Source organism: Francisella sp. SYW-9, assembly GCF_008711465.1.
Lineage (GTDB): Bacteria > Pseudomonadota > Gammaproteobacteria > Francisellales > Francisellaceae > Francisella.
Genome location: NZ_VXKQ01000001.1, coordinates 133,178 through 155,379 on the forward strand (window position 1 = coordinate 133,178; position 22,202 = coordinate 155,379).

A 22,202-nucleotide genomic window follows, 5' to 3' on the forward strand; every position below is an offset into this window, starting at 1 on the left:
CATAGAATAAAGATTATTTAAATAGTGCCTGATATATGGAAAATTTCTTTTTAAGTTTACTTTATGTAATAGAAGCAAATATTGTTTTATTTATTTGTCAAGCCTTGACAATTTTAGTTGTATTAAAGCTTATAGTTGATAAAAAATCAGCGTCAAATATTTTAGCTTGGCTTTTAGCTATATTGTTTATTCCTTATATAGCTATCCCTTTCTTTTTCATATTTCAGCGTAAAGACAAACGTAGTTTTTGGCAAAAAGAAACTATGGATATTAGCCAACCTGCTCTGCAGGAAAATTGCTTAGTAAAAAAGCATAAATGCCAAAACCTACCTATGGATATTATTAATGTTTTTTCTAGTCTGTATTTACCAACTTTGACAGGAAAAAATTCTTTTGAAATATATACTGATGGTGTTAAATCTTTCCAAGCATTTATAGAAGCTATCAATTCAGCAGAGAAAAATATCTATATACAAACTTATGTTTTTAAAAATGATACAACTTCTAAACTTGTAATAAATGCTTTAGAGAAAAAAACTGCCCAAGGTGTTGAAGTAAAGATGATGATAGATTCTCTAGGTTCATTCTATGTTTATCGCCATAATAAAAAAATATTTAAAAATTTACGAAAGTTAGGTGCTGAAGTTGTCTTTTTCATGCCGGTTTTAGCAAATCCTCTACGTAATTATATTAATTATAGAAATCATAGAAAAATATATATATTTGATAATAAGACTGCTTTTAGCGGTGGTATGAATATTGGTGATGAATATATGTCGCCTATAGAGCATGAGGGAATGTGGGATGATTTATTATTTAAGATTCAAGGCGAATCATTATTATATTTTTTAAAAGTCTTTTGTTCAGATTGGCACTTTGCGACAAACCAAGAGTTGGATTTTAAAGTAAATAATGATATTTCTGATGATGGTTTTATACAGGTAATTCCTTCAGGTCCTGACTTACAAGAAGATCAGCTATATTCAGGTTTAATTACAGCGATAAATTCTGCAAAAAATAAGCTATGGATTATAACCCCTTATTTAATCCCATCTGCTGAGTTGTATCATTCTATAGTTTTGGCTAAGAAAAGAGGTGTTGAAGTAAAAATTATAACTCCAAAACAATCTAATCATAAAATAGTTGATAGAGCTAGAGCTAGTTATATTAGAGACTTTTTAAAATTTGATATAGATATTCATTTTACAAAGAATATGGTACATGCAAAAGCAGTTTTAATTGATGATAATCTTGCAATGTTAGGTTCGGTAAATTTAGATAATCGTAGTCTATTCTTAAATTATGAAATAGCTACTTTTGTGTATACTCAAGATCATCTTAAACAACTATATGATTGGGCGAATAGAATTTTAGCTGATTCGACGAAAGACACAAAGCATCTGACAACAAAAAGAAGTAGTCTATTAATAGAGAGTTTAATGAAGATTTTAACTCCACTTATGTAATCAAATTTTTAAATTTGCTATATAATAACATTAAAGAACTTAGGAAGTTTTGGAGATATTAATGTCTGTAAAGAATAAAGTCACACTAATAACAGGTGCAGCCTCAGGTTTAGGCTTAGGTATGGCAATAGAGTTTGCAAAACAAGGAGCAAAAGTTGTAATAGCTGATTTAGATTTAGTCAAGTCACAAGAAGTAGCTAAAGACTTATCATTTAAATATGATGTAGAAACATTAGCCGTACAAATGGATGTCACAGATGAAGACCAAGTAAATGCTGGTGTTGATAGTACTGTAGAAAAATTTGGGCGTATTGATACTGTAATAAATAACGCGGGTATTCAGATAATTTCATCTATAGTAGATTTTAGTGTTTCTGCATGGAAGAAATTATTTGATATACATATGACAGGTACTTTGCTTGTAACTCAAGCTGCCATGCGTCATATGATAGATCTTAAAACAGGTGGTAGAATTATTGTAGTGGGATCAGTTCACTCTGTTCTTGCCTCAAAAAATAAAGCAGCATATGTGGCGGCTAAGCATGCCCAAGTCGGTTTTGTAAGAGCATTAGCAAAAGAAGGTGCTGAACATAATATATCATCTAATTTGATTGGTCCTGGTTTTGTACTAACTCCACTTGTTGAAAAACAAATTCCTGAACAGGCAAAAGAGTTAAATATTTCTGAAGAAGACGTTGTTAAAAATATTATGCTTGGTGGAACTGTTGATGGTGAGTTTACAACTGTTCAAGATATTGCAGATACTGCTATATTCTTAGCTGGATTTAAAACAAACGCTCTTACGGGACAAAAATTTTTAGTTAGTCATGGTTGGGGAATGTAAACAAGATCAAATTATCTATGTTAATATTAATTAACTTCTTATAATTGTTTAAAATAAATGCCTAATAGTTCTATTAGAAAAAAACTTGGCCAGTTAATTATGATGGATTTTCGCTACTGGGATGAAAATTCAGACAATAAACCTATTCCTTTTATAAAAACCAATCAAACAATTAATAATCTTTTTAAAGATTATAATTTAAGTGGTTTTATTCTCTTTAAAGAAAATATTGAAACTAACGAACAGGTAATTTCTCTTTTAAGAGATATTCAATCAAATATAGCCACCCCACTCTTTTTTGCAATAGATCAGGAAGGAGGTCGAGTTAACCGTATTAAGCAAGGTACAAGTGGCTGTGGCAATATGGCTCTTGCTGCTACAAATAATCCAAAAAATGCTTATACTATGGCGAAGATTATTGGTGATGAATTATATAATTTAGGAATAAATGTAAACTTTGCCCCTGTAATTGATGTTAACTCAAATAAGAATAACCCTATTATTGGGGTCAGATCATATTCAGATAATCCAGAGACTATTATAGAATATGCAAAATCTACTATAGATGGTTATCATGATGCTAAGATTATAGACTGTGTTAAACATTTTCCAGGTCATGGTGATACGTCTTCAGATAGTCATTTAGGTAGTGTAAGTGTAAATAAGAGTTTAGCTGAATTAGAAAAAACTGAATTGCTACCATTTCAAAAGTTAGTTAATAAATACACTATGGTTATGTCAGCGCATATTAGTATACCAGCTTTAGATAATGCTACTCATAAATCAATCTCAACAGGTCAAGAAATTGGTATACCAGCTACCCTATCTCACAATATTATTACAAAATTCTTAAAAGAGAAAATGGATTTTAAAGGACTAGTTGTATCAGATGCTATGGATATGAAAGCCATTGCTACACATTTTGGCTGTATTGAAGCTACTAAATTAGCAATATTAGCTGGAATTGATATTGTTCTTATGCCGGTAAGAGTATGGTTAGAGAATGATATTTATAAACTTGAAAAGCTTTTTAAATCTCTTGAAAGTGAGTATTCAAATAATGTTGAATTTGCCCTAGCGGTAGATAATGCTTATAGCAAAGTTTTAGAGTTTAAACAAAAACATAACCTGGATAATTCATATATTTATAAACTTTCTCAAGACGAACAAGTTAAAAAAGCCAATCTAATAGTTAACTCAAAAGAACATCAAGAAATATCATTAAAGGTAGCAAAACAAAGTACTACTATAGTTAAGAACTTAGGAATTATTCCATATCAGTTAGAAGATAAACAAACTATTTTAATTATAGATTCTGATAGACAAAGATTGCTTGAGTTTTATGAAATATTAGAACAAATAACTTATAGTCAGAGATTAGATATAGATATTATTGCGAAGCATATTGATGATGAGCTTGAAATTAGTATACATAATAGTGACTTAGTTTTACTAATATCTGAAAGTTTAAAGAAGTATAGCCAAAGATACTCTACTCTAACATCTGTAGCTCCTAATAAAACTATAAATATAGCTGCTTTAACCCCTTATGATATTGGTTATATTGATAATGTGAAAAATTATGTTTGTATATATGGAGCAACTTCTGTAGACCAAACAAATTATACAATTACTTCTTTAAAAATAAATATCCAAGCAGCTTTAGAAAATATTTTTTGTGGTTAATTTTAGAAAGTTTTAGAGCCAAAAAATTCAAAATGGATATTATCATTATTTATACCATTTTTTAATAATCCCTCTTGAATAGAAAGCATAAAATCTGTAGGTCCACAAAAGAAATATTGTGCATTTGAAGTTTCATTTTCTAATTGTTTATTTACTATGTCTAAGTTAACTAGACCTAGTTTAGCTTCATCCTTTTCAACATTTTCATAAAAGAAAATAGTCTCTAATCGAGGATTCTCTTTTGTTAATCTTTTTAATAGATCTGCAAATGGATGCTCTAATTTATTTTTCTTACCGCAAACAAAAATTATTCTTCTAGTATTGTTTGTTTTTAGTTCAGATAAAAGCATACTTATAAGAGGAGTTATACCAATACCTGCAGATATAAAAACTAAAGAAGCATTTGATTTTTGCTCAAGTTCTAAGAAAAACTCTCCTGATGGTGGTGCAACCTCAATACTATCTCCAACATTTATATCATTAAAAAAGTGCTGTGATATATTTCCTTTTTGTTCTTTTTTAACCGTTATTCTTAGATAATCTTCATTTGTTGCTGATGAAATACTATAGTTTCTCATAGTTGTAGTATTTTCATATGGGAATCTTACAGTTATATATTGACCAGGTTTGAAGTTATAATTTTTAATAGAATCATTTTTCAGATAAAATGAGTATGTATTTATACTTTCTTTTTCTTTTTTGACAACATTAAACTTTTTAAAGTCATTCCAACCATATTGCTCTAGCTTTTCATCGTATATATTCTTTTCACGGTTTATTAATACTTCTGCTAGTAAGTTATAAGCCTCTTTCCAAGCTATGACAACATCATCGTTATCAGATAAGTTTAATAGCTCTTTGATTGACTCTATTAGATTAGTTCCGACAATAGGATAATGTTCCGACTTAACTTGCAAAGAAGCATGTTTTTGTGCAATTAATTCAACTGCTTGACCAAGAGCATCTAAGTTATCAATATTTTTAGCATAGGCTAAGATAGCAGCAGCTAGAGCTTCAGGTTGATTAGAGTTTTTCTGGCGAGATAGATTAAAGAATTTCTTAACTTCTGGATTATGTTCGAACATTCTATTATAGAAATGCTTTGTCAGAGCTACACCATTTTCTTCTAACACTGGAATTGTTGCTTTTATGGTGTCTATACTTTTTTGACTTAACATAGTTTTAACCTTGATTAAACTTAAAATATAATATGCATTATAGATGCATATTATATTTGATGCAAATTTATTTTATACTTTCTTAAAATATTTTTAAAAATTTATTACATGAACCTAACGTCATTTACTGACTACTCATTGAGAATTCTAATAATATTAGGATCAAATCCAACGCAAAAATATAAAACTAAGGATTTGGTAAATATTCTAGATATAAAGCTTAATCATGCGACAAAGATTATAAATAATTTATCGAATTTAAATTATATACAATCATACAAAGGTAGATTTGGTGGAATATCTATATCTCCTAATATTTACGATATTAAGCTTTCAGACATCGTTCAAAATCTAGAGCCTATGAATATAGTTGAATGTTTTAATAAAGATAAAGCTTTAACATGTCCATTAATACAAAATTGCAAACTTAAAGCTATTCTAAATCAGGCAACTAACGATTTTATTAAAAGATTAGGTAATTATACTTTTTCAGATATTTGTACAATTACAAGTGATACTCAAATTTTACCTAGTTAGAATTCTCATAAAAGAAAGTTTTAGCAAGATCAATAGTTTTTTGAATATCTTCATCGCTATGAACTATTGAAATAAATCCTGCCTCATAAGCTGATGGCGCTAAATATACACCATTATCTAACATATATGCAAAAAACTTATTAAACATACTTAGGTTTGTTTTACCTAAGTCTGCAAAAGTATTAACCTCTACTTTCTCGCTACAGAAGAATAAACCAAACATTCCACCTAGGCATTTAGCATGAAAATTAAAATCATATAATTTTGCAGCTTCATTTAAACCATCTACTAGCTTTTGAGTTTTTGATTCAAGTTGAGTATAAAAATCATCTTGAGATATTTTTTCTAAAGTTTTAATTCCTGCGACCATTGCAAGTGGATTTCCCGATAAAGTCCCTGCTTGATATACAGATCCAGCTGGAGAGATCATTTGCATAATATCTTTACGACCACCAAAAGCCCCTACTGGCATACCACCACCAATAATTTTACCTAAAGTTGTAATATCAGGCTTAACATTATAAATACTTTGAGCCCCACCTAATGCAACTCTAAAACCAGTCATAACCTCATCAAAAATAAGTAGAGCATTATTTTCATCACATAATTCTCTAAGTTCAGCCAAGAAGTCATCTTTAGGAAATATCATATTCATATTGCCAGCTATAGGTTCAACTATAATACAGGCTATCTCATCTTTATACTTCTCAAAAAGTGCTTTAATAGAGTTAATATCGTTAAAACTTGCTACTAGTGTATCTTTGACTACATCTTCTGGTACACCAGGAGAATTTGGTTGACCTAGTGATAATGCTCCAGATCCAGCAGCTACTAAAAACTCATCTGCATGACCATGATAGCAGCCTTCAAATTTGATTATTTTGTTTCTATTAGTATATGCTCTAGCAAGTCTAATAGCACTCATAGTAGCTTCTGTACCTGAGTTAACAAAACGGACTTGCTCAATATTTGGCATAATTTCAGTTATCTTTTTAGCTAGTTCTATTTCTTGCTTACATGGGGCACCATAGCTTAAGCCATTTTCTAACTGATTTTGCATTGCTTCTAAAACATCTTCATCACCATGACCTAAGATCATTGGTCCCCAAGATCCTATATAATCTATATATTTGTGCCAATCTACATCATAAAGATAAGCACCTTTTGCTGATTTGATGAATTTTGGATGATCTTGTCCGACACTTTTAAAAGCGCGCACTGGGGAGTTAACTCCTCCAGGAATATATTGTTGAGCTTGCTTAAATAAGTTTTCTGATTCTTCTATTTTCTTATCCATTTTCGTATCCTAGTCTAAAATTTATATTAAACAATTTCACTTTCTAAAATCTTATTTGAACTTGCTTCAGCTAAAATATTATTTAAAAACCTTATTAAAAAGAAAAATATTGCAGCTATTACAAAAGCAACAAATGCCATTACCAAGAATATGTGCATATACATTGGGTTTGTAGCCTGATATGCCATTGTAGCAGAGTCATTCGTTGATGCAATTGCATAGTTTGATATTGGCCCTGCCAAATTAATACCAAAAGCTATATTTAAAAATAAATATCCTGTAAATAAGCCCTGGTGTTTAGGATCCATCATCTCACCTGCCATAGCATAGTTTACAGCATTTACATGAATTTCTCCCATAGCAACAATAATCAATAATAAAATTGGGAAAATAACATTTGATTTACCACCACTAGCTAAAAATATACCTAAAGGTATCATAAGAAAAGCTATAACATATACAGCTAAACCTTTAACAACCAAAAATCCTGGCTGATATGGATTATTATTTCTTTGTCTTCTTTTCATTGAAATAGCAAGAATAAAACCAAATATAATAACTCCAAGACTTTCAAACATATTTACTGTAGCTGGTGCCATTGGTATACCAAATAGTGATTTTGTCGTATTAAATTCAACAAAATTTTCTAATGCTGTTGATTGTAGACCTTGAACACAAGCAAATACCATACTTGCAACTGATAATATTAAATAAACATATATTTTTAATTTATATTGATGAGATTGTCTCGCTGCAAAGATCAACATAAAAATTAGAATTACGATAAATGCTACATAAATAAGGTAAGATGCAAATACCGGGTGATGCATTAGAACGTAAGCAAAAATTAAGCAACCTATTATAATCAAAGGAGCGACAAAAAATTTCTTATCGAATAAAGAGAATGTTTCGACAAAATATGTAGACTTGTCATTAACATATTTCCATGCTAATAAATGAATTACTGTTGCTATCAATAAACAAATAGCTGCAAAGTAAAATGCTGCACTATATGACCCAATACCCTGAAGATATCCTGCAATAAAGAAACTAGCTACAAAACCAATATTCATAAAGCTATAGTTTACTGAAAATGCTATTCTACGACGTTTATCATTTTGGTCAAAAAGTTGCGTTAGCATCATGTTTATACAACTAACATTTAATCCAGATCCTGTAATAAAAGTTGCCATCCCCATTAAAACGATTGCTTTTGTATGTATTGCAATTAAGCATAATCCAACAAATTGTAAGAATAGACTTACAAAAAATAGACCTCTAAAACTTAAGTATCTACCACCGACAGTTCCACCTAAAAAGTGAAATAAGAAATTAATTGCAAAAAAGCTAGAAGTAAGAGTATTTGCTTCTGTTTTGCTTATACCAATATAATTTGTTAGATAAAAATTCAATAACCCCATCAGCACAGCATAGCCGACAGTTGAGAAGATTTGTATCAAGTTAATATGTAATACTCCCTTAGGAAGTTCTTTATAGTTAATCATAAGATTTACACCTAATAATTTTAAGTTAAATAAAAATATATCTTTGAAGAGTTATTATAATAAAAGAAGTTTACTTACGAGTAAGCAAATTAGTGTTTCTGACTATTCACTATCCTTATTTTCTTCTCTCATTTTTTCAATTTTCTGTTCTACTGCTTGCATCAATAAACTTGCAGCATTTATTTTTGTTGCTTTATAAATCTCTTGGATGCCTGTAGGACTCGTAATATTGACTTCGGTAAGTTTATCACCAATTATATCAATACCTGCGAACATTACACCTTGTTTTTTTAGTTTTTTAGCAACTTTTTTAGCAATTTTATAATCGCTATCTTTAAGCTCTCTAACTTCAGCTGTAGCACCTGCTGCTAAATTACCACGATTATCTTTTTCACTAGGAATACGTGCTAATAAATATTTTATAGGTTCACCATTCACTATAAGGACTCTTTTATCACCATCTTTAATAGATTTTTGATAATCTTGAACCATTATATATTTTGATTGATGTTCTGTTAAGACTTCTAAAATTACATTTTTATTTTTATCTCCATCTTTGATTCTAAAAATAGAACTACCGCCCATACCATCTAATGGCTTAACTATAATATCTTTATGTTTTTCATAAAATTTATTAATTTGTTTATAGCTTCTAGTGATTAGTGTATTTGGAGCAAATCTAGGATAATTTGAGATAGCAACTTTTTCATTAAAATCTCTTAAAGCCTGCGGATTATTAACGATCAAAACATCATTTTTTTTTGCTAAATCTAGCATATATGTTACATAGATATATTCCATATCAAAAGGAGGATCTTTACGCATAAATATACAATCTAAGTCTAATAATGAAAAATCATTATGCTGAGATAAAACCTCGTACCATGTTTGTTTATTTTTATGAATTTTTATTTTAAGAGAATTACCTTTTGGATCACCATTTATAATATATAAATCATCAAGATAAAATGTATAAATTTCCCAGCCTTTGTCTTGAGCTGCTTGTAACATCATAAAAGTACTATCTTTTGAAATATTAAAAGAGTTTAAGTTATCTATTATAAATCCAACTTTCATAATCTATCCTATCTTATGTCCAATATATTTGCTTAAGTCATTACCATTTAAAATATCAGCTATCTCTAGCATTTTCTTATTAGGGAGCTGTAGTTGTTTAAATCTTATAACTCCATCACTAGTACAGATATCAAAACCTAATTTTGATATATTAAGTATCGTTCCAGGTGTTTTGTTACATGACTGCTCTAATATTTCAAACTGCCCTACTTTAACAGTTTGATTATCTAATATAAAAAATGCTGACGGCCATGGAGTAAATGCTCTTATATGACAGCTAATTTGCCAAGATGTTGTATTAAAATCTATTAACCCTTCTTGTTTAGTTATTTTATGAGCATATGTAGGCTCACCTTCTTGCGGTCTAGGCTTAATCGTTTCAATGTTATCTAGAGTTTCCATTAGAGGCTGTATTGATAATCTAGCAAACTTATCATGCAAGGTTTGTGATGTATCAGTATCTTGGATATCAACTTCTAGAGTATTTAAGATATCTCCAGTGTCTAAGCCTTCATCCATTTGCATAATACAAATACCAGTTTTACTATCTCCTGATTGAATAGCTCGCTGGATTGGAGCTGCACCACGCCATTTAGGCAATAATGAAACATGTATATTCAAACAACCAAACTTTGGAATATCTAAAAATGCTTTGGGTACGATAATTCCATATGCTATAACAACAATAATATCTGGCTTTAACTCTTTAATTTTTTCTAAAATTTCTGGGTTCTTTTTAAAAGATAGCGGTTGAAAAATAGGAGTATTATTTTCTAAAGCAACTTCTTTAACAGGAGAGAATTGCACTTTTTTACCACGCCCTTTTGCTCTATCTGGTTGTGTAAGTACAGCTTGAATATTATGCTCAGTTTTATATAAATCTTTTAGTACTTGGGCTGAGATATCAGGAGTTCCTGCAAAAATTATATTTAGCTTTCTCATCTATCTTAATTCCTAAAAGCATAAGCTCTTAACTGAACGCTACTTAGTTCATTAATTTGTCCTTCAGGGAATAAGCAAACATATTTAATCTCATCTGCACCATTTTCTGCAGCCAATAATATTGCCTTATGTAAATTTTCATCACATAAAGTTTGAAAATCTTTTTGATTACTTACATGAATTGAAGTCCTAATTTGACCTATGTTACCTTCAGTATCACTTTGATAACGTAGATTAAAAACTTGCATTTTATTAGGGTTTGTAGGAGGTAGTTTTGTTGAATATGCAGGTAAATAGATTCCTTTTACTTCATAAATACGATTAGAAGTAAAAAAGTAGATACAAATAACAAAGATCACCACTAAGATAATCGCATACATTAAATTCTGCTGAAGTCGTCCCATTAAGTTTTATTTATCAAATAGTATTTATGCTGGTTCGATTTTACCATATATAGATAGTATTGGCTAAACTATTAATACTTAGATATTATTTATATCTTATTTCCCAACAATTATGGATATTTTTATTAGATAAGAAATCTCTTGAAAGACATTTTTTATCAATATTTTCACAGTTAAATTTATCAATGATTTCTGGAGACATTTTAAAGCGTCTATAGTTATTTGAAAAATATAGTACGCCATTTTTCTTAAGTGAATCCATAGCTAGATTTATAAGTAGCTCATGATCTCTTTGAACATCTAAAATATCATCCATACGCTTTGAATTTGAGAAAGTTGGTGGATCTAAAAATATCACATCAAATTTCTCAGTATTAGTTTTTAGCCAGCTAATACAATCAGCTTGAATAAAATTATGCTTTTTATGATCAATATTATTCAGCGTAAAGTTATTTTTACCCCACTCTAAATATGTATTAGACATATCTACACTAGTAGTTTTAGCGCCTTTTAAAGCACTATGAACACTAGCTGTACAAGTATAACTAAAAAGATTTAACAAAGTTTTATTTTTAGCTGCTTTAGCAACTAGTTGTCTAATCTTACGATGATCTAGGAAAATTCCAGTATCTAAATAATCATCAAAATTCACATAAAACTTAGCATCAAATTCATTTATAACATGAAAATTATTTTTATCATTTTCTTTTTGATATTGCTCTTTACCTTTTTGGCGTTGGCGTACGCGAGTATGGATATTTTCATAAGCTATACCTAAAGTTTTATGTATTTGATATATAGCTTGATAAAATCTTTGTTTAGCAATATTTTGATCTATAGTTGCATCAGCACGATATTCTTGTAAAAACACGTGCTCACCATAGATATCTACAGCAACTGCAAAAGTTGGGATATCAGCATCATATAAACGATAGCACTCAACACCTGCTTGTTTTAACCATGGTTTTAAACTTTTGAGATTCTTTTTAAGCTTATTTGAAAAGTCTATATGCTCATCAGATTTTTGTGCACTTGCTTCTGCTATACGGATATTTTTCTCAAGTTGGCTTTCATACTTAAATTTTGCATGCTCATTTATATCAAATTGATATAAAATTGTTTCAATAGCACCATTATAAAACTTATTACGCTTTGTAGTACGAAGCTGCATTTCTTTGATTGACTCAGCAAAACTTGTAAGAATAGCTACTTTCCAACCGTAGAAATCTTGAGATAATCTATCACCAAAACCATTAAAAATATCTAAAAGTTCATCAAGTTGATCACCATATAGCCTCTCGCCATACGGAGGATTTGTAACTATTAGACCTTGACTATCAAACTCATTTTCAAGATCACGAATATCTCTACGTTTGATGTTTATAACATCATCAACATCAGCTTGATAAATATTTTTTTCTGCCTTATCTAAGACATTATTATCAATATCATAGCCTTGAATAATTGCATTTGTAGATTTTTGTGACTTTTTAGCTAAATTTATTAGATTATCCCATAGAGTTTCATCATGAATTTTTGAGTCAAAAATTTTAAATTCTTTATTTAATAAAACAGGAGCAATATTTTTTGCCATTAATGCTGCTTCTATTAATATAGTTCCAGAACCACACATTGGATCTATAAGTATAGGCTGATCTTTTTTTAGCTCATCTAACCACCCTGCTTTTAAAAGTATTGCAGCAGCTAGAGACTCTTTAAGAGGTGCTTGACCTTGGAATTGCCTATAGCTACGCTTATGCAGGCTATCAATATTTAAACATAAAAAAACATTTACAAATTGCTTATGTAAATGAAGCTTGATTACATTACTTGGATTATCAGTATCGACATCTGGACGTTGATTTGTCTCTCTACGGAATTGATCAACAATTGCATCTTTCGTTTTTTGTGAAACAAACATAGTATTGTTAAAATCATAATGCTTACCAGAAATTATAATTTTAAAAGATTTATCTACATCAAAGTAACTCATCCAATTTATAGAATATATAAAGTTATATAAGTTTTGCTGATCAGTAACTTTCTCCGTAGCTATTTTTAGCATAACTTGGCTAGCTAAGTGTGAATATATACAGACTTTATAAGCTTGTTCTAGTGTTCCCTCAAACTCAACGCCAGCTAGTTTTTCATATGATGTAATATTTAATCTAAGTAATTCGTCTTTTAATAGTAGTTCGATGCCCTTTGCGCAACTAACAAAAAATGTGTATTTTTGCATAGAAAATATAATTTATAGAGATATGGGTTAAATAATATATTAATTAATATAAATAACAATTAATATTAAGAAAGTTATTTTTTTTGCTTAGTCCGAAAAATAATATCCCAAATTGGAAAAGCTACTGAAAAATTTATATTTGGATTTAGATGATGTGCTGCATGATGTCTTTTGTACCAGTGTAGTATTGACCCTTTCTTTGATCTAACATGATGTGTTGTATGATGAACTATAAAGTAAAGTAGTAAATCTAATAGAAATGCACTAAAAATAATACTCGCATAGGCTATATTAAGAGTAATAATACATAAAGGAATAAAAACACATACTGTATATACAGGTAGTGATATATACGTAGGACTACCTATTAGCTCAATTGGTTTATCATGATGTAATTGATGTAGCTCTTTAAATACAGGACAATGATGAAAAAGAACTCTATGAATAAAATACTCAATAAATGATCCAAGAATAATACCTATTATAAATAATACAGCTACAGTTTTTATATTAAAATTAAGTGTATATAGACCATAGCAAAAAAATATAATAGCAGCTATTGGATAAACATAAAAATCACTCCAATAACCTGTACTAAGAATATTCTTGAATTTGGTAGCATTCATAAAATAACTTAAAGTTTTTATTAATATAGTTATATATTAAATTATTTATTAAATTATATAAATTAGATTAGTTAAAAATAATTGCTTTATTGATTTGAGAAAATTAATACTATTGTATAGCTTATTCTGTTAAAACACTATTTTGATATATTTGAGAATATGCATAATTAAAATCTCCTAAAAACTAAGGGTAAGTTATTTATACTGAGATATGTAATAAAAGAATGTAAAAAGTCGCACGACTTATTAACCCTATTTTTTTAATAGTTTCTTATTTTTTACAAAAAAAGACTTGAAAGTCTGTTTTATATAGTGTTTAATAATAGCTCCCCTTGATAGTTGTCCGAAAGGAACTTTGCATTCATTATCCTGCCTCTTATGGCGGGCAACTATCATCTCGGGGTTAAGCTTATTAGTTGATATGCCTATAATAACCTTCTAAACTGAGTTTAATAGTTAATGTCCCAGATAGTTACTAGCTTGCAATCGATTCATCTTTGCTACTCCTACTGCTAGTGACTATCTGTGTGATGTTAACAATATCGGCAAATATATAAATTATTAACTTAATATAATAAATAAAAGATTAATTTTTCAAATTACAAAAAAAGACTTGAAAGTCTGTTTTATATAGTGTTTAATAATAGCTCCCCTGATAGTTGTCCGAAGGAAATTCCACTCATTATCCTGTCTCTTATAGCGGGCAACTATCATTTGGGGTTTTAAGCCCTTTAACTTCAGTTTATTCATATGACATATAGTCATTTTGAATATATTTAGATTTTGAGTATAAGTTCCTAAAGTTAATTATTTTTAACATGAGTATTTTTTTAATAAAGAATATTAAATAAAAATATCTCTAACTCTTTATATACTTACACTTTGGTATATCTATGAGATATTGATTTTTAAAAAATGTACGGTATAATGTGTGAATCATTACTCGCATAGCTCAGTTGGTTAGAGTACTACCTTGACATGGTAGGGGTCACTGGTTCGAATCCAGTTGCGAGTACCATTAATTTAAATTTTTTAGTACTATCACCTCATACAGTCTATATTTATAAGATGTATATAAGATTCAATGGGGAACAATTTTCAAAGCTCATAAATTTGCTAATAAAATCTATTTTAATAAATAAGTATGATTAAATTAACCGTTTTTGATATAAGTCTGCTATGCTAAAAGTAGTATTTTTATGTTGTTCTATCTATAGATACCTCAACGAAACTATTGATGAAGTATAAAGCACCATACACTATTACATCTAAAATTGTTTCATTAGTATCTGAAATAAGCCAAATGGTTGGTGAGATAAATGCTTCATCAAAAATCCAAAGAGATCTTAGACTACGCAAGGTAAATAAAGTTAAAACTATACGAGGAACCCTAGCAATAGAGGGTAATACTCTAGATGAGTCTATTATTACAGCAATACTTGAAGGTAAAAAAGTTTTAGCACCTCAAAAAGAAATCCTAGAAATCAGAAATGCTATCAAAGTTTATGATACTTTTAACACACTAAACTATAAGAGTGAAGAAGACTTTATTAAAACTCACTTGCTTCTAATGACTGGTTTGGTTGATGAGATCGGTCGCTATCGCTCTGGATCTGTTGGTGTTATGTCTGGTAGTGGTGTAATTCATGTCACACCTCCAAGTAAGAAACTTCCTCATTTAATGGCTGATCTATTTAATTGGATATCTAATACAGATGAACATCCTTTGATAAGTAGTTGTATTTTTCATTATGAATTTGAATTTATACATCCTTTTGCTGATGGTAATGGTCGTATGGGTAGATTATGGCAATCGCTAATTTTAAGCCAATGGAATGAAATCTTTAGTTATTTACCAGTTGAAAGCATCATATATGACAATCAACAAACATATTATAATAGTACAGATAATACTGATTGCTCTGTATTTATAGAGTTTATGCTTGAGATGCTTCTAATCTCAATCAAAGACATCACCCACCAAGTTACACAGCATGTCACCCACCAAGTCACACAGCATGTCACCCCCCAAGTCAAAGAGCTTCTCAAAGTTTTAGGAACTTTCGAGCTATCAAGACAAGAAATACAAGATAAATTAGGTTTGAAAGATAGAAAATCATTTGCTGACAGGTATCTTAATCCAGCTTTAGAGCAAGGTTTTATAGAGATGACTATTCCTGATAAACCTAAAAGTAGATTGCAAAAGTATCGAAAAAAATAGGATAGATTTTTAGTAGAAAACAGCTACTTGATTATCAATTGCAAGGGTTATGATATCACCTGATAGCTTAATATCTTGAGCTAGAGATCCAAAGTCGATATAGTATTATTCATAATAGTTGCTGTTTAGTAAACAATAAAGAAAGGATAAATATGAGAAAATTGATAAAAATATCACTTGTCGCGGCATCACTTTTGTTACTATCAACGTTAATAACTAGCTGTGATACAGATAAGACTAATGTTCAAAGCCCTCCTAAAATGGTAGGTACTAATTCAGGGACTTATACTCCTAAATACTTATCTGTTCCTGAGTATAAAAAATGCTTAGATACTCATGATTTTGGGACTTGGAAAGGCTATTGTCTTCCTAGCAAAATAAAGGATGGCTGCCCTACTTCATCATTTAAAGAGTTAAGAAAACTTAATTTGATAGGCTGTCAAGATAATAATACTATCAAAAAGCTTCCTTTAGAGCCTGGACCTGTTATAGCAATTAATGGAAAACCAATAGATACATCAAAACTAGATAATTAATAAACATTCATTATAGTTTAATATATATTTAACATTCATCTTTAAAATATACTTTAAAATATTTTCTTAGAGTGTAGTTTCTTAAATAATTATTCACTATTAATAATATTAAATACATATATTTAGTTACTATTTGATTAAATATTAATCATAAAACCATAATTTAAAATCAATATATTTTTAATCTTTGCTATAAACAAATTGATTGTGTATTTATAACTGTGGTAAAAATATTAGATGTTCACGAGAACGATTATGAAATATTAATTTATTAATGATAATGATTATTAAAATAAATTTGCCATAGTAATAAACCATAAGGATCAAATATGCAATACAAAAAAACATTATTTTTAATGGTGGCAACAGGACTACTATCTATGACTTTAGCTAGCTGTGATTCTAGCAAGAGTTCAGACTCATCTAAAGTAGGTATCTATGCCCCTGCTGGCAAAGATACTTTTGTTAGAGCAAATGGATCAGAGCCTGATTCTTTAGATCCAATGCATACTCAAACTAATATGGCAGCTAATATATTATTTGATATAGGTGAAGGACTTTTATCTTTAGATCAATCAAACACACCAGTTCCTGGTGTTGCTAAATCATGGAAAATATCTGATAATCATCTAGTTTATACTTTTTATCTGCGTAAAGATGCTAAATGGTCAAATGGTGAGCCTGTAACTGCTGAAGATTTTGTTTATTCATTCCAGCGTAATGTTACTCCTAAGAATGCATCTGAAATGGCTTATAAACTTGCCCCTATAGAGAATGCCCAAGCGATTATGGATGGCAAAAAACCTGTTTCATCACTAGGTGTAAAAGCATTAGGTCCTTATACATTACAAATTACATTATCTCACCCTGTTTATTTCTTTTTAAGTATAATGGCTGATTCAATTTCATACCCAGCGTATAAACCTGGTATTGAAAAATATGGTGAAGCATTTTTCCAACCAGGTAAATATATTTCAAATGGTGCATATTATCTAAAAGAATGGGTTCCAAATGGACATGTTACGGTAACTAAAAATCCATATTATTGGGATGCTAAGAATGTCCATATTAAAAATGTTGAATTTTTACCAATTGTCGATAGAACATCTGCATATAATGCTTATGCTGCTGGTAGAGCTGATTTTGTGATGTATGTTCCATCAAGTAATCTTGCTCAGATTAAGAAAAAATTCCCAGGTCAGCTTAAAACGACTCAATGGTTAGACATGGAATATTTAGACTTTAATCTAGAGAAAGCTCCATTTAAAGACAATGTAAAACTACGTGAAGCTCTATCTTTAGTAATTAATAGAAAAGATATTACAAAATATGTTACAAAAGAAGGTGATATTCCTCTTTATAGCTTATTCCCTACTAGTATTGAAAACGAACGTTATAAAGATGTTACATACAAATGGAAAGATTGGCCAATGCAAAAACGTATTGCTTTGGCTAAGAAGCTTTATAAGGAAGCAGGCTATTCAAAAGAACATCCATTAAAAATATCTATAGAATATAATACGGACTCCGTACATAAGAAAGTAATGGAAGCTATTGCTCAAATGTGGAAACAAACTCTAGGAGTAGATAGTACTGAAGCAAATTCTGAATTTAAAGTCTTCCTTAAAGTCAGACAAGCTCATAACTATCAAGGTGTTGCTAGAGACGGTTGGCTGGCAGATTTTAATACAGTTGATAATTTCTTGGATATGTGGACATGTAATAATCCACAAAATGATCCAGGCTATTGCAATCCTGAATATGATAAAGTAATTAATCAAGCAGAGCAACAAGCTACTGCTGAGGCTGCACAACCTTATTATACAAAAGCTGCAGAAATAGGCATGAAGGATTATCCAGTTATCCCTTTATATTCAAATGCTATCGTACATCTTGTTAAACCATACGTACAAAATTATCAAATGGAAACTAACCACCAAGATTTCATCTATGATAAGTGGTTGTCATTTAAGTATCAAAAGTAAATTTATTAAAAGGAAAATAAATGTTTAGTTATATTTTAAGGAGGTTGTTAGGAGCAATCCCTACCCTTTTTATTGTTATCTTAGTTAGTTTCTTAATGGTACATATGACACCAGGAGATCCTTTTGCTTCAGAAAGAGCGTTATCTCCTGAAGTATTAAAACAACTACATCATCAGTATCATTTAGATCTCCCATTATGGAAACAGTTCTTTTATTATCTTGATGGTTTATTTCATGGTAATTTAGGATATTCCTTTAAGTATCAAGGTCAGTCAATTAATAACCTTGTCTTCCCTGATGGCGGCCAAGGTGGTTTTTGGGTATCTGTACAGTTAGGTATTTATAGTATTATTATTGCAACTATTTTTGGAGTTATCTTTGGTATATTTTCAGCTATATCACGTAATACTAAAGTTAACTTTATTGATCATATTATAACTATCATTGCGATGCTATTTATTTCTACACCTGTTGTTGTAACAGCTCCTATTGCTGTATTAATATTTTCTGTAATACTAGGTTGGTTCCCATCAGGTGGCTGGGGTTCATGGAATGATATGATCCTACCAGTAATTATACTAGCAATTCCATATATAGCTATTATTACACAGATTACACGTAGTAGTTTAATAGAAATTATTAGCTCTCCATTTATTCGTACAGCTAAAGCTAAAGGTTTGTCAATGCCACGTATCATATGGAAACATGCCTTGAAGCCTTCTTTGATGCCTGTAGTATCTTTCCTAGGTCCTGCTGTTGCTGGTATTTTAACTGGTTCAGTAGTTGTTGAGACAGTATTTACTATCCCTGGAATTGGTATTCAAGTAGTTCAAGGAGCAACAAATCGTGACTATAACCTAGTACTTGCTTTGACAATTGTATATAGTGTTTTAGTAATCCTTTTTAATCTAGTCGTTGATATTATCTACGCCTTTTTAGATCCAAAAATTAGATATTAGGAGGTAGATTATGGCTCAGAGTTTTACATTAAATCAAAAAAAGAAAAATGCTGATTTTTTAAATAATATTGCAGATCAGTCTCATGATGAAGCTTTTAAGGGACGTAGCCTTTATCATGATGCTTGGTTGCGTTTTAAGAAAAATAAAACCGCAATGATCAGCTTAGTAATACTAATCTTAATAGTTTTAGCTGTAATTATACTTCCATGGTTTTCACCATACAGTTACGCAGATCAAAACTTACTCCAAGTTGACCAAGCACCTAGTGCTATACATTGGTTTGGTACAGATGATCTGGGTCGAGATGTTTTCACACGTGTAATGGTAGGCGGTAGAATTACCTTAGAAATTGGCTTTGTAGCAACACTTGTAAGTGTAATAATTGGTACACTTGTTGGTGCTACAGCAGGCTTCTTTGGAGGTAAGATTGACAGTGTTTTAATGCGTATAGTAGATATACTATATGGTTTACCATTTATGTTTTTTGCAATATTGTTAGTTACTATCTTTGGTCGAGATTTTGTACTAGTTTTTATCGCTATTGGAGCTGTGAGTTGGTTAGATATGGCTCGTGTTGTGCGAGGTCAGACTTTAGGACTTAAGAGTAAAGAGTTTATTGAAGCTGCATATGTTTGTGGTGTTAAAGAAAGAACTATTATTACGCGTCATATTGTCAGAAACCTAATAGGTATTGTAGCTGTATATATTACTTTAACTGTTCCTATAGTTATTATGACAGCTGCATTTTTAAGCTTCTTAGGTTTAGGTGTACAGCCTCCTATGACTGATTGGGGTGGTTTAATTAGTGATGGTGTTGCGGTAATAACTTTTAATTATTGGTGGATTTTAGTTATTCCTTCAATATTTTTAACAGTAACACTATTATGTTTTAATTTTATTGGTAATGGCTTAAGAGATGCCTTAGACCCACGTGAACATCGTTAAGGAGAATTTATGTCATTATTAGAAATTAAAAACCTAAATGTAAAATTCAAAACCAATGATGGCTTGATAAGTGCAGTTAATAATATTAGCTTTACACTTGATGAAAGTGAAACATTAGGAATAGTCGGTGAGTCAGGCTCAGGAAAAAGCCAAACAGTTTTAGCCCTTATGGGTTTATCAGCTCCTAATGCTGTTATTACAGGTTCGGTAAAGCTAAATGGTCAAGAGCTAGTTGGTATGAAAACTAAGACTCTAAATCAAATTCGTGGAAATGATATTTCAATGATTTTCCAAGATCCTATGACTTCATTAAACCCATATATAAATGTAGAAGCACAGCTTTGTGAAACTATGATGATTCATAAAAACTGCTCAAAATCGGAAGCAAGAAAACATGCTATAGAAATGCTAGATGCTGTACATATCCCTGATGCTAAAAATAGAATTAAGCTATATCCACATGAATTCTCTGGTGGTATGCGTCAACGTGTAATGATAGCTATGGCTCTTATGTGTAAGCCTAAACTTCTGATAGCGGATGAACCTACTACAGCTCTAGATGTAACTGTACAAGCTCAAATTTTAAAATTATTAAATGGTCTTCAAAAAGAGTTTCAAATGGCAACAGTTTTGATAACTCATGATATTGGGGTTGTTGCAGGAGCTTGTGATAGAGTTATGGTGATGTACGGAGGCTCTTTAGTTGAGTCTGCAGATATTAATGGTTTATTTAATAATCATTATCATCCATATACTACAGGGCTAATGGCTGCTACTCCTAGAGTTGATTTACCAAAATCACAATTACAAGCAATTCCTGGTGAACCACCTGATTTATCGCATCTACCTAGAGGTTGTGCATTCTCACCAAGATGTACTTATGCAACAGATGCATGTATTGAAAATACACCTGTACTTAAAAATATGGGAGCTAATAATACACATTTAGTAGCATGTTTTAATAGTGAAAAAATAATAAGTCAGAGAGGTTAGTAATAATATGACTGAAAACCCTTTATTAAGCGTTAGTGACTTAAAAATCCATTTTCCTCTTAAAAAATCATGGCCTTGGCAAGAAACAAGATATGTTAAGGCCGTTGATGGTGTTTCTTTTGATGTAATCAAAGGTGAAACATTAGGTATTGTAGGTGAATCAGGCTGTGGTAAGTCAACATTAATTAGAGCTATTGTTGGGCTTGTTAGTGCTACAGAAGGTAGAGTTGTTTGGGCAGGTAAAGACTTAACTGCTCTTAAGACAAAAAAAGCTTGGCAACCAGTAAGAAAAGATATTCAGATGGTTTTCCAAGATCCTTTTGCTTCACTTAATCCAAGAATAACTGTAGGAAATATTATAGCAGAACCCCTAAGAGTTCATGAACCAAACTTATCAGCAAAAGAAAGACTTCAAAGAGTTGAAGAGATTATGAAGCTGGTTGGCTTATCGCCAAAACATGTAAACCGCTACCCTCACCAATTTTCAGGTGGGCAATGTCAGCGTGTAGGTATAGCAAGAGCTCTAATATTAAAGCCTACAATCCTGGTATGCGATGAGCCTGTTAGTGCTTTAGATGTTTCAATTCAAGCACAGATAGTAAACTTATTAAAAGATTTACAAAAAACTCTTAATTTGACTATATTATTTATTGCTCATAATCTAAGTGTTGTTAAACATATTTCAGATAGAATTATGGTAATGTATTTAGGTAATGTAATGGAGATTGGTGAATCAAAATCGATAGCGTCCAAAAAAGTGT

The 22,202-nt window shown here is 30.4% G+C and carries 19 protein-coding genes and 1 tRNA gene; 12 read left to right on the forward strand and 8 right to left on the reverse strand.

All coding sequences use genetic code 11. The features are described from left to right. The first annotated feature begins 35 nt into the window (after positions 1-35). The 3 genes from cls to F3D62_RS00690 all read left to right on the forward strand — a co-directional run bounded on the left by cls (position 36) and on the right by F3D62_RS00690 (position 3,996). Positions 36-1,466 carry a cardiolipin synthase gene (cls, locus tag F3D62_RS00680; RefSeq protein WP_150466330.1) on the forward strand — a complete coding sequence of 477 codons (1,431 nt, stop codon included), beginning with the start codon at positions 36-38 and terminating at the stop codon, positions 1,464-1,466. Between the two features lie 61 nt (positions 1,467-1,527). Continuing rightward, on the forward strand, positions 1,528-2,310 hold the full coding sequence (locus tag F3D62_RS00685; RefSeq protein ID WP_150466331.1) for a 3-hydroxybutyrate dehydrogenase: 783 nt from the start codon (positions 1,528-1,530) through the stop codon (positions 2,308-2,310). Positions 2,311-2,367: 57 nt separating this feature from the next. Continuing rightward, on the forward strand, positions 2,368-3,996 hold the full coding sequence (locus F3D62_RS00690) for a glycoside hydrolase family 3 protein (RefSeq protein WP_150466332.1): 1,629 nt from the start codon (positions 2,368-2,370) through the stop codon (positions 3,994-3,996). A 2-nt stretch (positions 3,997-3,998) separates the two neighbouring features. Here the strand turns inward: F3D62_RS00690 and hmpA are convergent, their stop codons facing one another. Further along, on the reverse strand, positions 3,999-5,174 hold the full coding sequence (gene hmpA, locus F3D62_RS00695) for an NO-inducible flavohemoprotein (protein ID WP_150466333.1): 1,176 nt from the start codon (positions 5,172-5,174) through the stop codon (positions 3,999-4,001). 108 nt (positions 5,175-5,282) lie between these two features. On the opposite strand from hmpA, the gene F3D62_RS00700 reads away from it, so the two are divergent. Then, entirely contained in the window at positions 5,283-5,711 is a 429-nt protein-coding gene (locus F3D62_RS00700) for an Rrf2 family transcriptional regulator (RefSeq protein ID WP_150466334.1), read from the forward strand. Here F3D62_RS00700 and hemL read toward each other — a convergent pair. The 7 genes from hemL to F3D62_RS00735 form a co-directional block, all read right to left on the reverse strand. Further along, the gene (gene hemL / locus F3D62_RS00705; protein WP_150466335.1) at positions 5,704-7,008 is read right to left on the reverse strand and encodes a glutamate-1-semialdehyde 2,1-aminomutase; all 1,305 of its coding nucleotides are present in this window, start codon (positions 7,006-7,008) and stop codon (positions 5,704-5,706) included. The two genes, F3D62_RS00700 and hemL, sit on opposite strands and share 8 nt — an antisense overlap. A gap of 26 nt (positions 7,009-7,034) precedes the next feature. Beyond that, positions 7,035-8,513, reverse strand: coding sequence for a peptide MFS transporter (locus F3D62_RS00710; protein WP_150466336.1), 1,479 nt, complete (start codon positions 8,511-8,513; stop codon positions 7,035-7,037). 102 nt (positions 8,514-8,615) lie between these two features. Then, positions 8,616-9,590, reverse strand: a complete 975-nt coding sequence (gshB, locus tag F3D62_RS00715) for a glutathione synthase (protein WP_150466337.1) — start codon at positions 9,588-9,590, stop codon at positions 8,616-8,618. A 3-nt stretch (positions 9,591-9,593) separates the two neighbouring features. Continuing rightward, positions 9,594-10,532, reverse strand: coding sequence for a methionyl-tRNA formyltransferase (gene fmt, locus F3D62_RS00720; protein ID WP_150466338.1), 939 nt, complete (start codon positions 10,530-10,532; stop codon positions 9,594-9,596). Positions 10,533-10,537: 5 nt separating this feature from the next. Beyond that, a complete protein-coding gene (locus F3D62_RS00725) occupies positions 10,538-10,936 on the reverse strand; it encodes a hypothetical protein (protein WP_150466339.1) in 399 nt (132 codons plus the stop codon). 85 nt (positions 10,937-11,021) lie between these two features. After that, a complete protein-coding gene (rlmKL, locus tag F3D62_RS00730; protein ID WP_150466340.1) occupies positions 11,022-13,175 on the reverse strand; it encodes a bifunctional 23S rRNA (guanine(2069)-N(7))-methyltransferase RlmK/23S rRNA (guanine(2445)-N(2))-methyltransferase RlmL in 2,154 nt (717 codons plus the stop codon). A gap of 74 nt (positions 13,176-13,249) precedes the next feature. Then, positions 13,250-13,801 (reverse strand): sterol desaturase family protein, encoded by a 552-nt coding sequence (locus F3D62_RS00735; RefSeq protein WP_150466341.1) that lies wholly within the window; start codon positions 13,799-13,801, stop codon positions 13,250-13,252. 941 nt (positions 13,802-14,742) lie between these two features. Here F3D62_RS00735 and F3D62_RS00740 point away from each other — a divergent pair. From F3D62_RS00740 to F3D62_RS00780, 8 genes are all read left to right on the forward strand, one after another. Then, positions 14,743-14,819: transfer RNA gene (locus tag F3D62_RS00740), tRNA-Val, on the forward strand. A gap of 219 nt (positions 14,820-15,038) precedes the next feature. Beyond that, entirely contained in the window at positions 15,039-16,022 is a 984-nt protein-coding gene (locus F3D62_RS00745) for a Fic family protein (protein WP_150466342.1), read from the forward strand. 152 nt (positions 16,023-16,174) lie between these two features. Continuing rightward, positions 16,175-16,558, forward strand: a complete 384-nt coding sequence (locus tag F3D62_RS00755) for a hypothetical protein (protein ID WP_150466343.1) — start codon at positions 16,175-16,177, stop codon at positions 16,556-16,558. Positions 16,559-16,887: 329 nt separating this feature from the next. Beyond that, positions 16,888-18,543 (forward strand): ABC transporter substrate-binding protein, encoded by a 1,656-nt coding sequence (locus tag F3D62_RS00760; protein WP_150466344.1) that lies wholly within the window; start codon positions 16,888-16,890, stop codon positions 18,541-18,543. A 20-nt stretch (positions 18,544-18,563) separates the two neighbouring features. Next, complete coding sequence (locus F3D62_RS00765; RefSeq protein WP_150466345.1) at positions 18,564-19,502, forward strand: ABC transporter permease; 939 nt, start codon at positions 18,564-18,566, stop codon at positions 19,500-19,502. Positions 19,503-19,512: 10 nt separating this feature from the next. Beyond that, complete coding sequence (locus F3D62_RS00770; protein ID WP_150466346.1) at positions 19,513-20,448, forward strand: ABC transporter permease; 936 nt, start codon at positions 19,513-19,515, stop codon at positions 20,446-20,448. Positions 20,449-20,457: 9 nt separating this feature from the next. Continuing rightward, complete coding sequence (locus tag F3D62_RS00775; protein ID WP_150466347.1) at positions 20,458-21,441, forward strand: ABC transporter ATP-binding protein; 984 nt, start codon at positions 20,458-20,460, stop codon at positions 21,439-21,441. A 7-nt stretch (positions 21,442-21,448) separates the two neighbouring features. After that, positions 21,449-22,202: ABC transporter ATP-binding protein (locus tag F3D62_RS00780; RefSeq protein ID WP_150466348.1), on the forward strand; the 754-nt coding region annotated here is incomplete at its 3' end.

Coding starts and splice junctions, on each gene's coding strand:
- cls (WP_150466330.1), top strand. CDS start 36: ATGGAAAATTTCTTTTTAAGTTTACTTTATGTAATAGAAGCAAATATT.
- F3D62_RS00685 (WP_150466331.1), top strand. CDS start 1,528: ATGTCTGTAAAGAATAAAGTCACACTAATAACAGGTGCAGCCTCAGGT.
- F3D62_RS00690 (WP_150466332.1), top strand. CDS start 2,368: ATGCCTAATAGTTCTATTAGAAAAAAACTTGGCCAGTTAATTATGATG.
- hmpA (WP_150466333.1), bottom strand. CDS start 5,174: ATGTTAAGTCAAAAAAGTATAGACACCATAAAAGCAACAATTCCAGTG.
- F3D62_RS00700 (WP_150466334.1), top strand. CDS start 5,283: ATGAACCTAACGTCATTTACTGACTACTCATTGAGAATTCTAATAATA.
- hemL (WP_150466335.1), bottom strand. CDS start 7,008: ATGGATAAGAAAATAGAAGAATCAGAAAACTTATTTAAGCAAGCTCAA.
- F3D62_RS00710 (WP_150466336.1), bottom strand. CDS start 8,513: ATGATTAACTATAAAGAACTTCCTAAGGGAGTATTACATATTAACTTG.
- gshB (WP_150466337.1), bottom strand. CDS start 9,590: ATGAAAGTTGGATTTATAATAGATAACTTAAACTCTTTTAATATTTCA.
- fmt (WP_150466338.1), bottom strand. CDS start 10,532: ATGAGAAAGCTAAATATAATTTTTGCAGGAACTCCTGATATCTCAGCC.
- F3D62_RS00725 (WP_150466339.1), bottom strand. CDS start 10,936: ATGGGACGACTTCAGCAGAATTTAATGTATGCGATTATCTTAGTGGTG.
- rlmKL (WP_150466340.1), bottom strand. CDS start 13,175: ATGCAAAAATACACATTTTTTGTTAGTTGCGCAAAGGGCATCGAACTA.
- F3D62_RS00735 (WP_150466341.1), bottom strand. CDS start 13,801: ATGAATGCTACCAAATTCAAGAATATTCTTAGTACAGGTTATTGGAGT.
- F3D62_RS00745 (WP_150466342.1), top strand. CDS start 15,039: ATGAAGTATAAAGCACCATACACTATTACATCTAAAATTGTTTCATTA.
- F3D62_RS00755 (WP_150466343.1), top strand. CDS start 16,175: ATGAGAAAATTGATAAAAATATCACTTGTCGCGGCATCACTTTTGTTA.
- F3D62_RS00760 (WP_150466344.1), top strand. CDS start 16,888: ATGCAATACAAAAAAACATTATTTTTAATGGTGGCAACAGGACTACTA.
- F3D62_RS00765 (WP_150466345.1), top strand. CDS start 18,564: ATGTTTAGTTATATTTTAAGGAGGTTGTTAGGAGCAATCCCTACCCTT.
- F3D62_RS00770 (WP_150466346.1), top strand. CDS start 19,513: ATGGCTCAGAGTTTTACATTAAATCAAAAAAAGAAAAATGCTGATTTT.
- F3D62_RS00775 (WP_150466347.1), top strand. CDS start 20,458: ATGTCATTATTAGAAATTAAAAACCTAAATGTAAAATTCAAAACCAAT.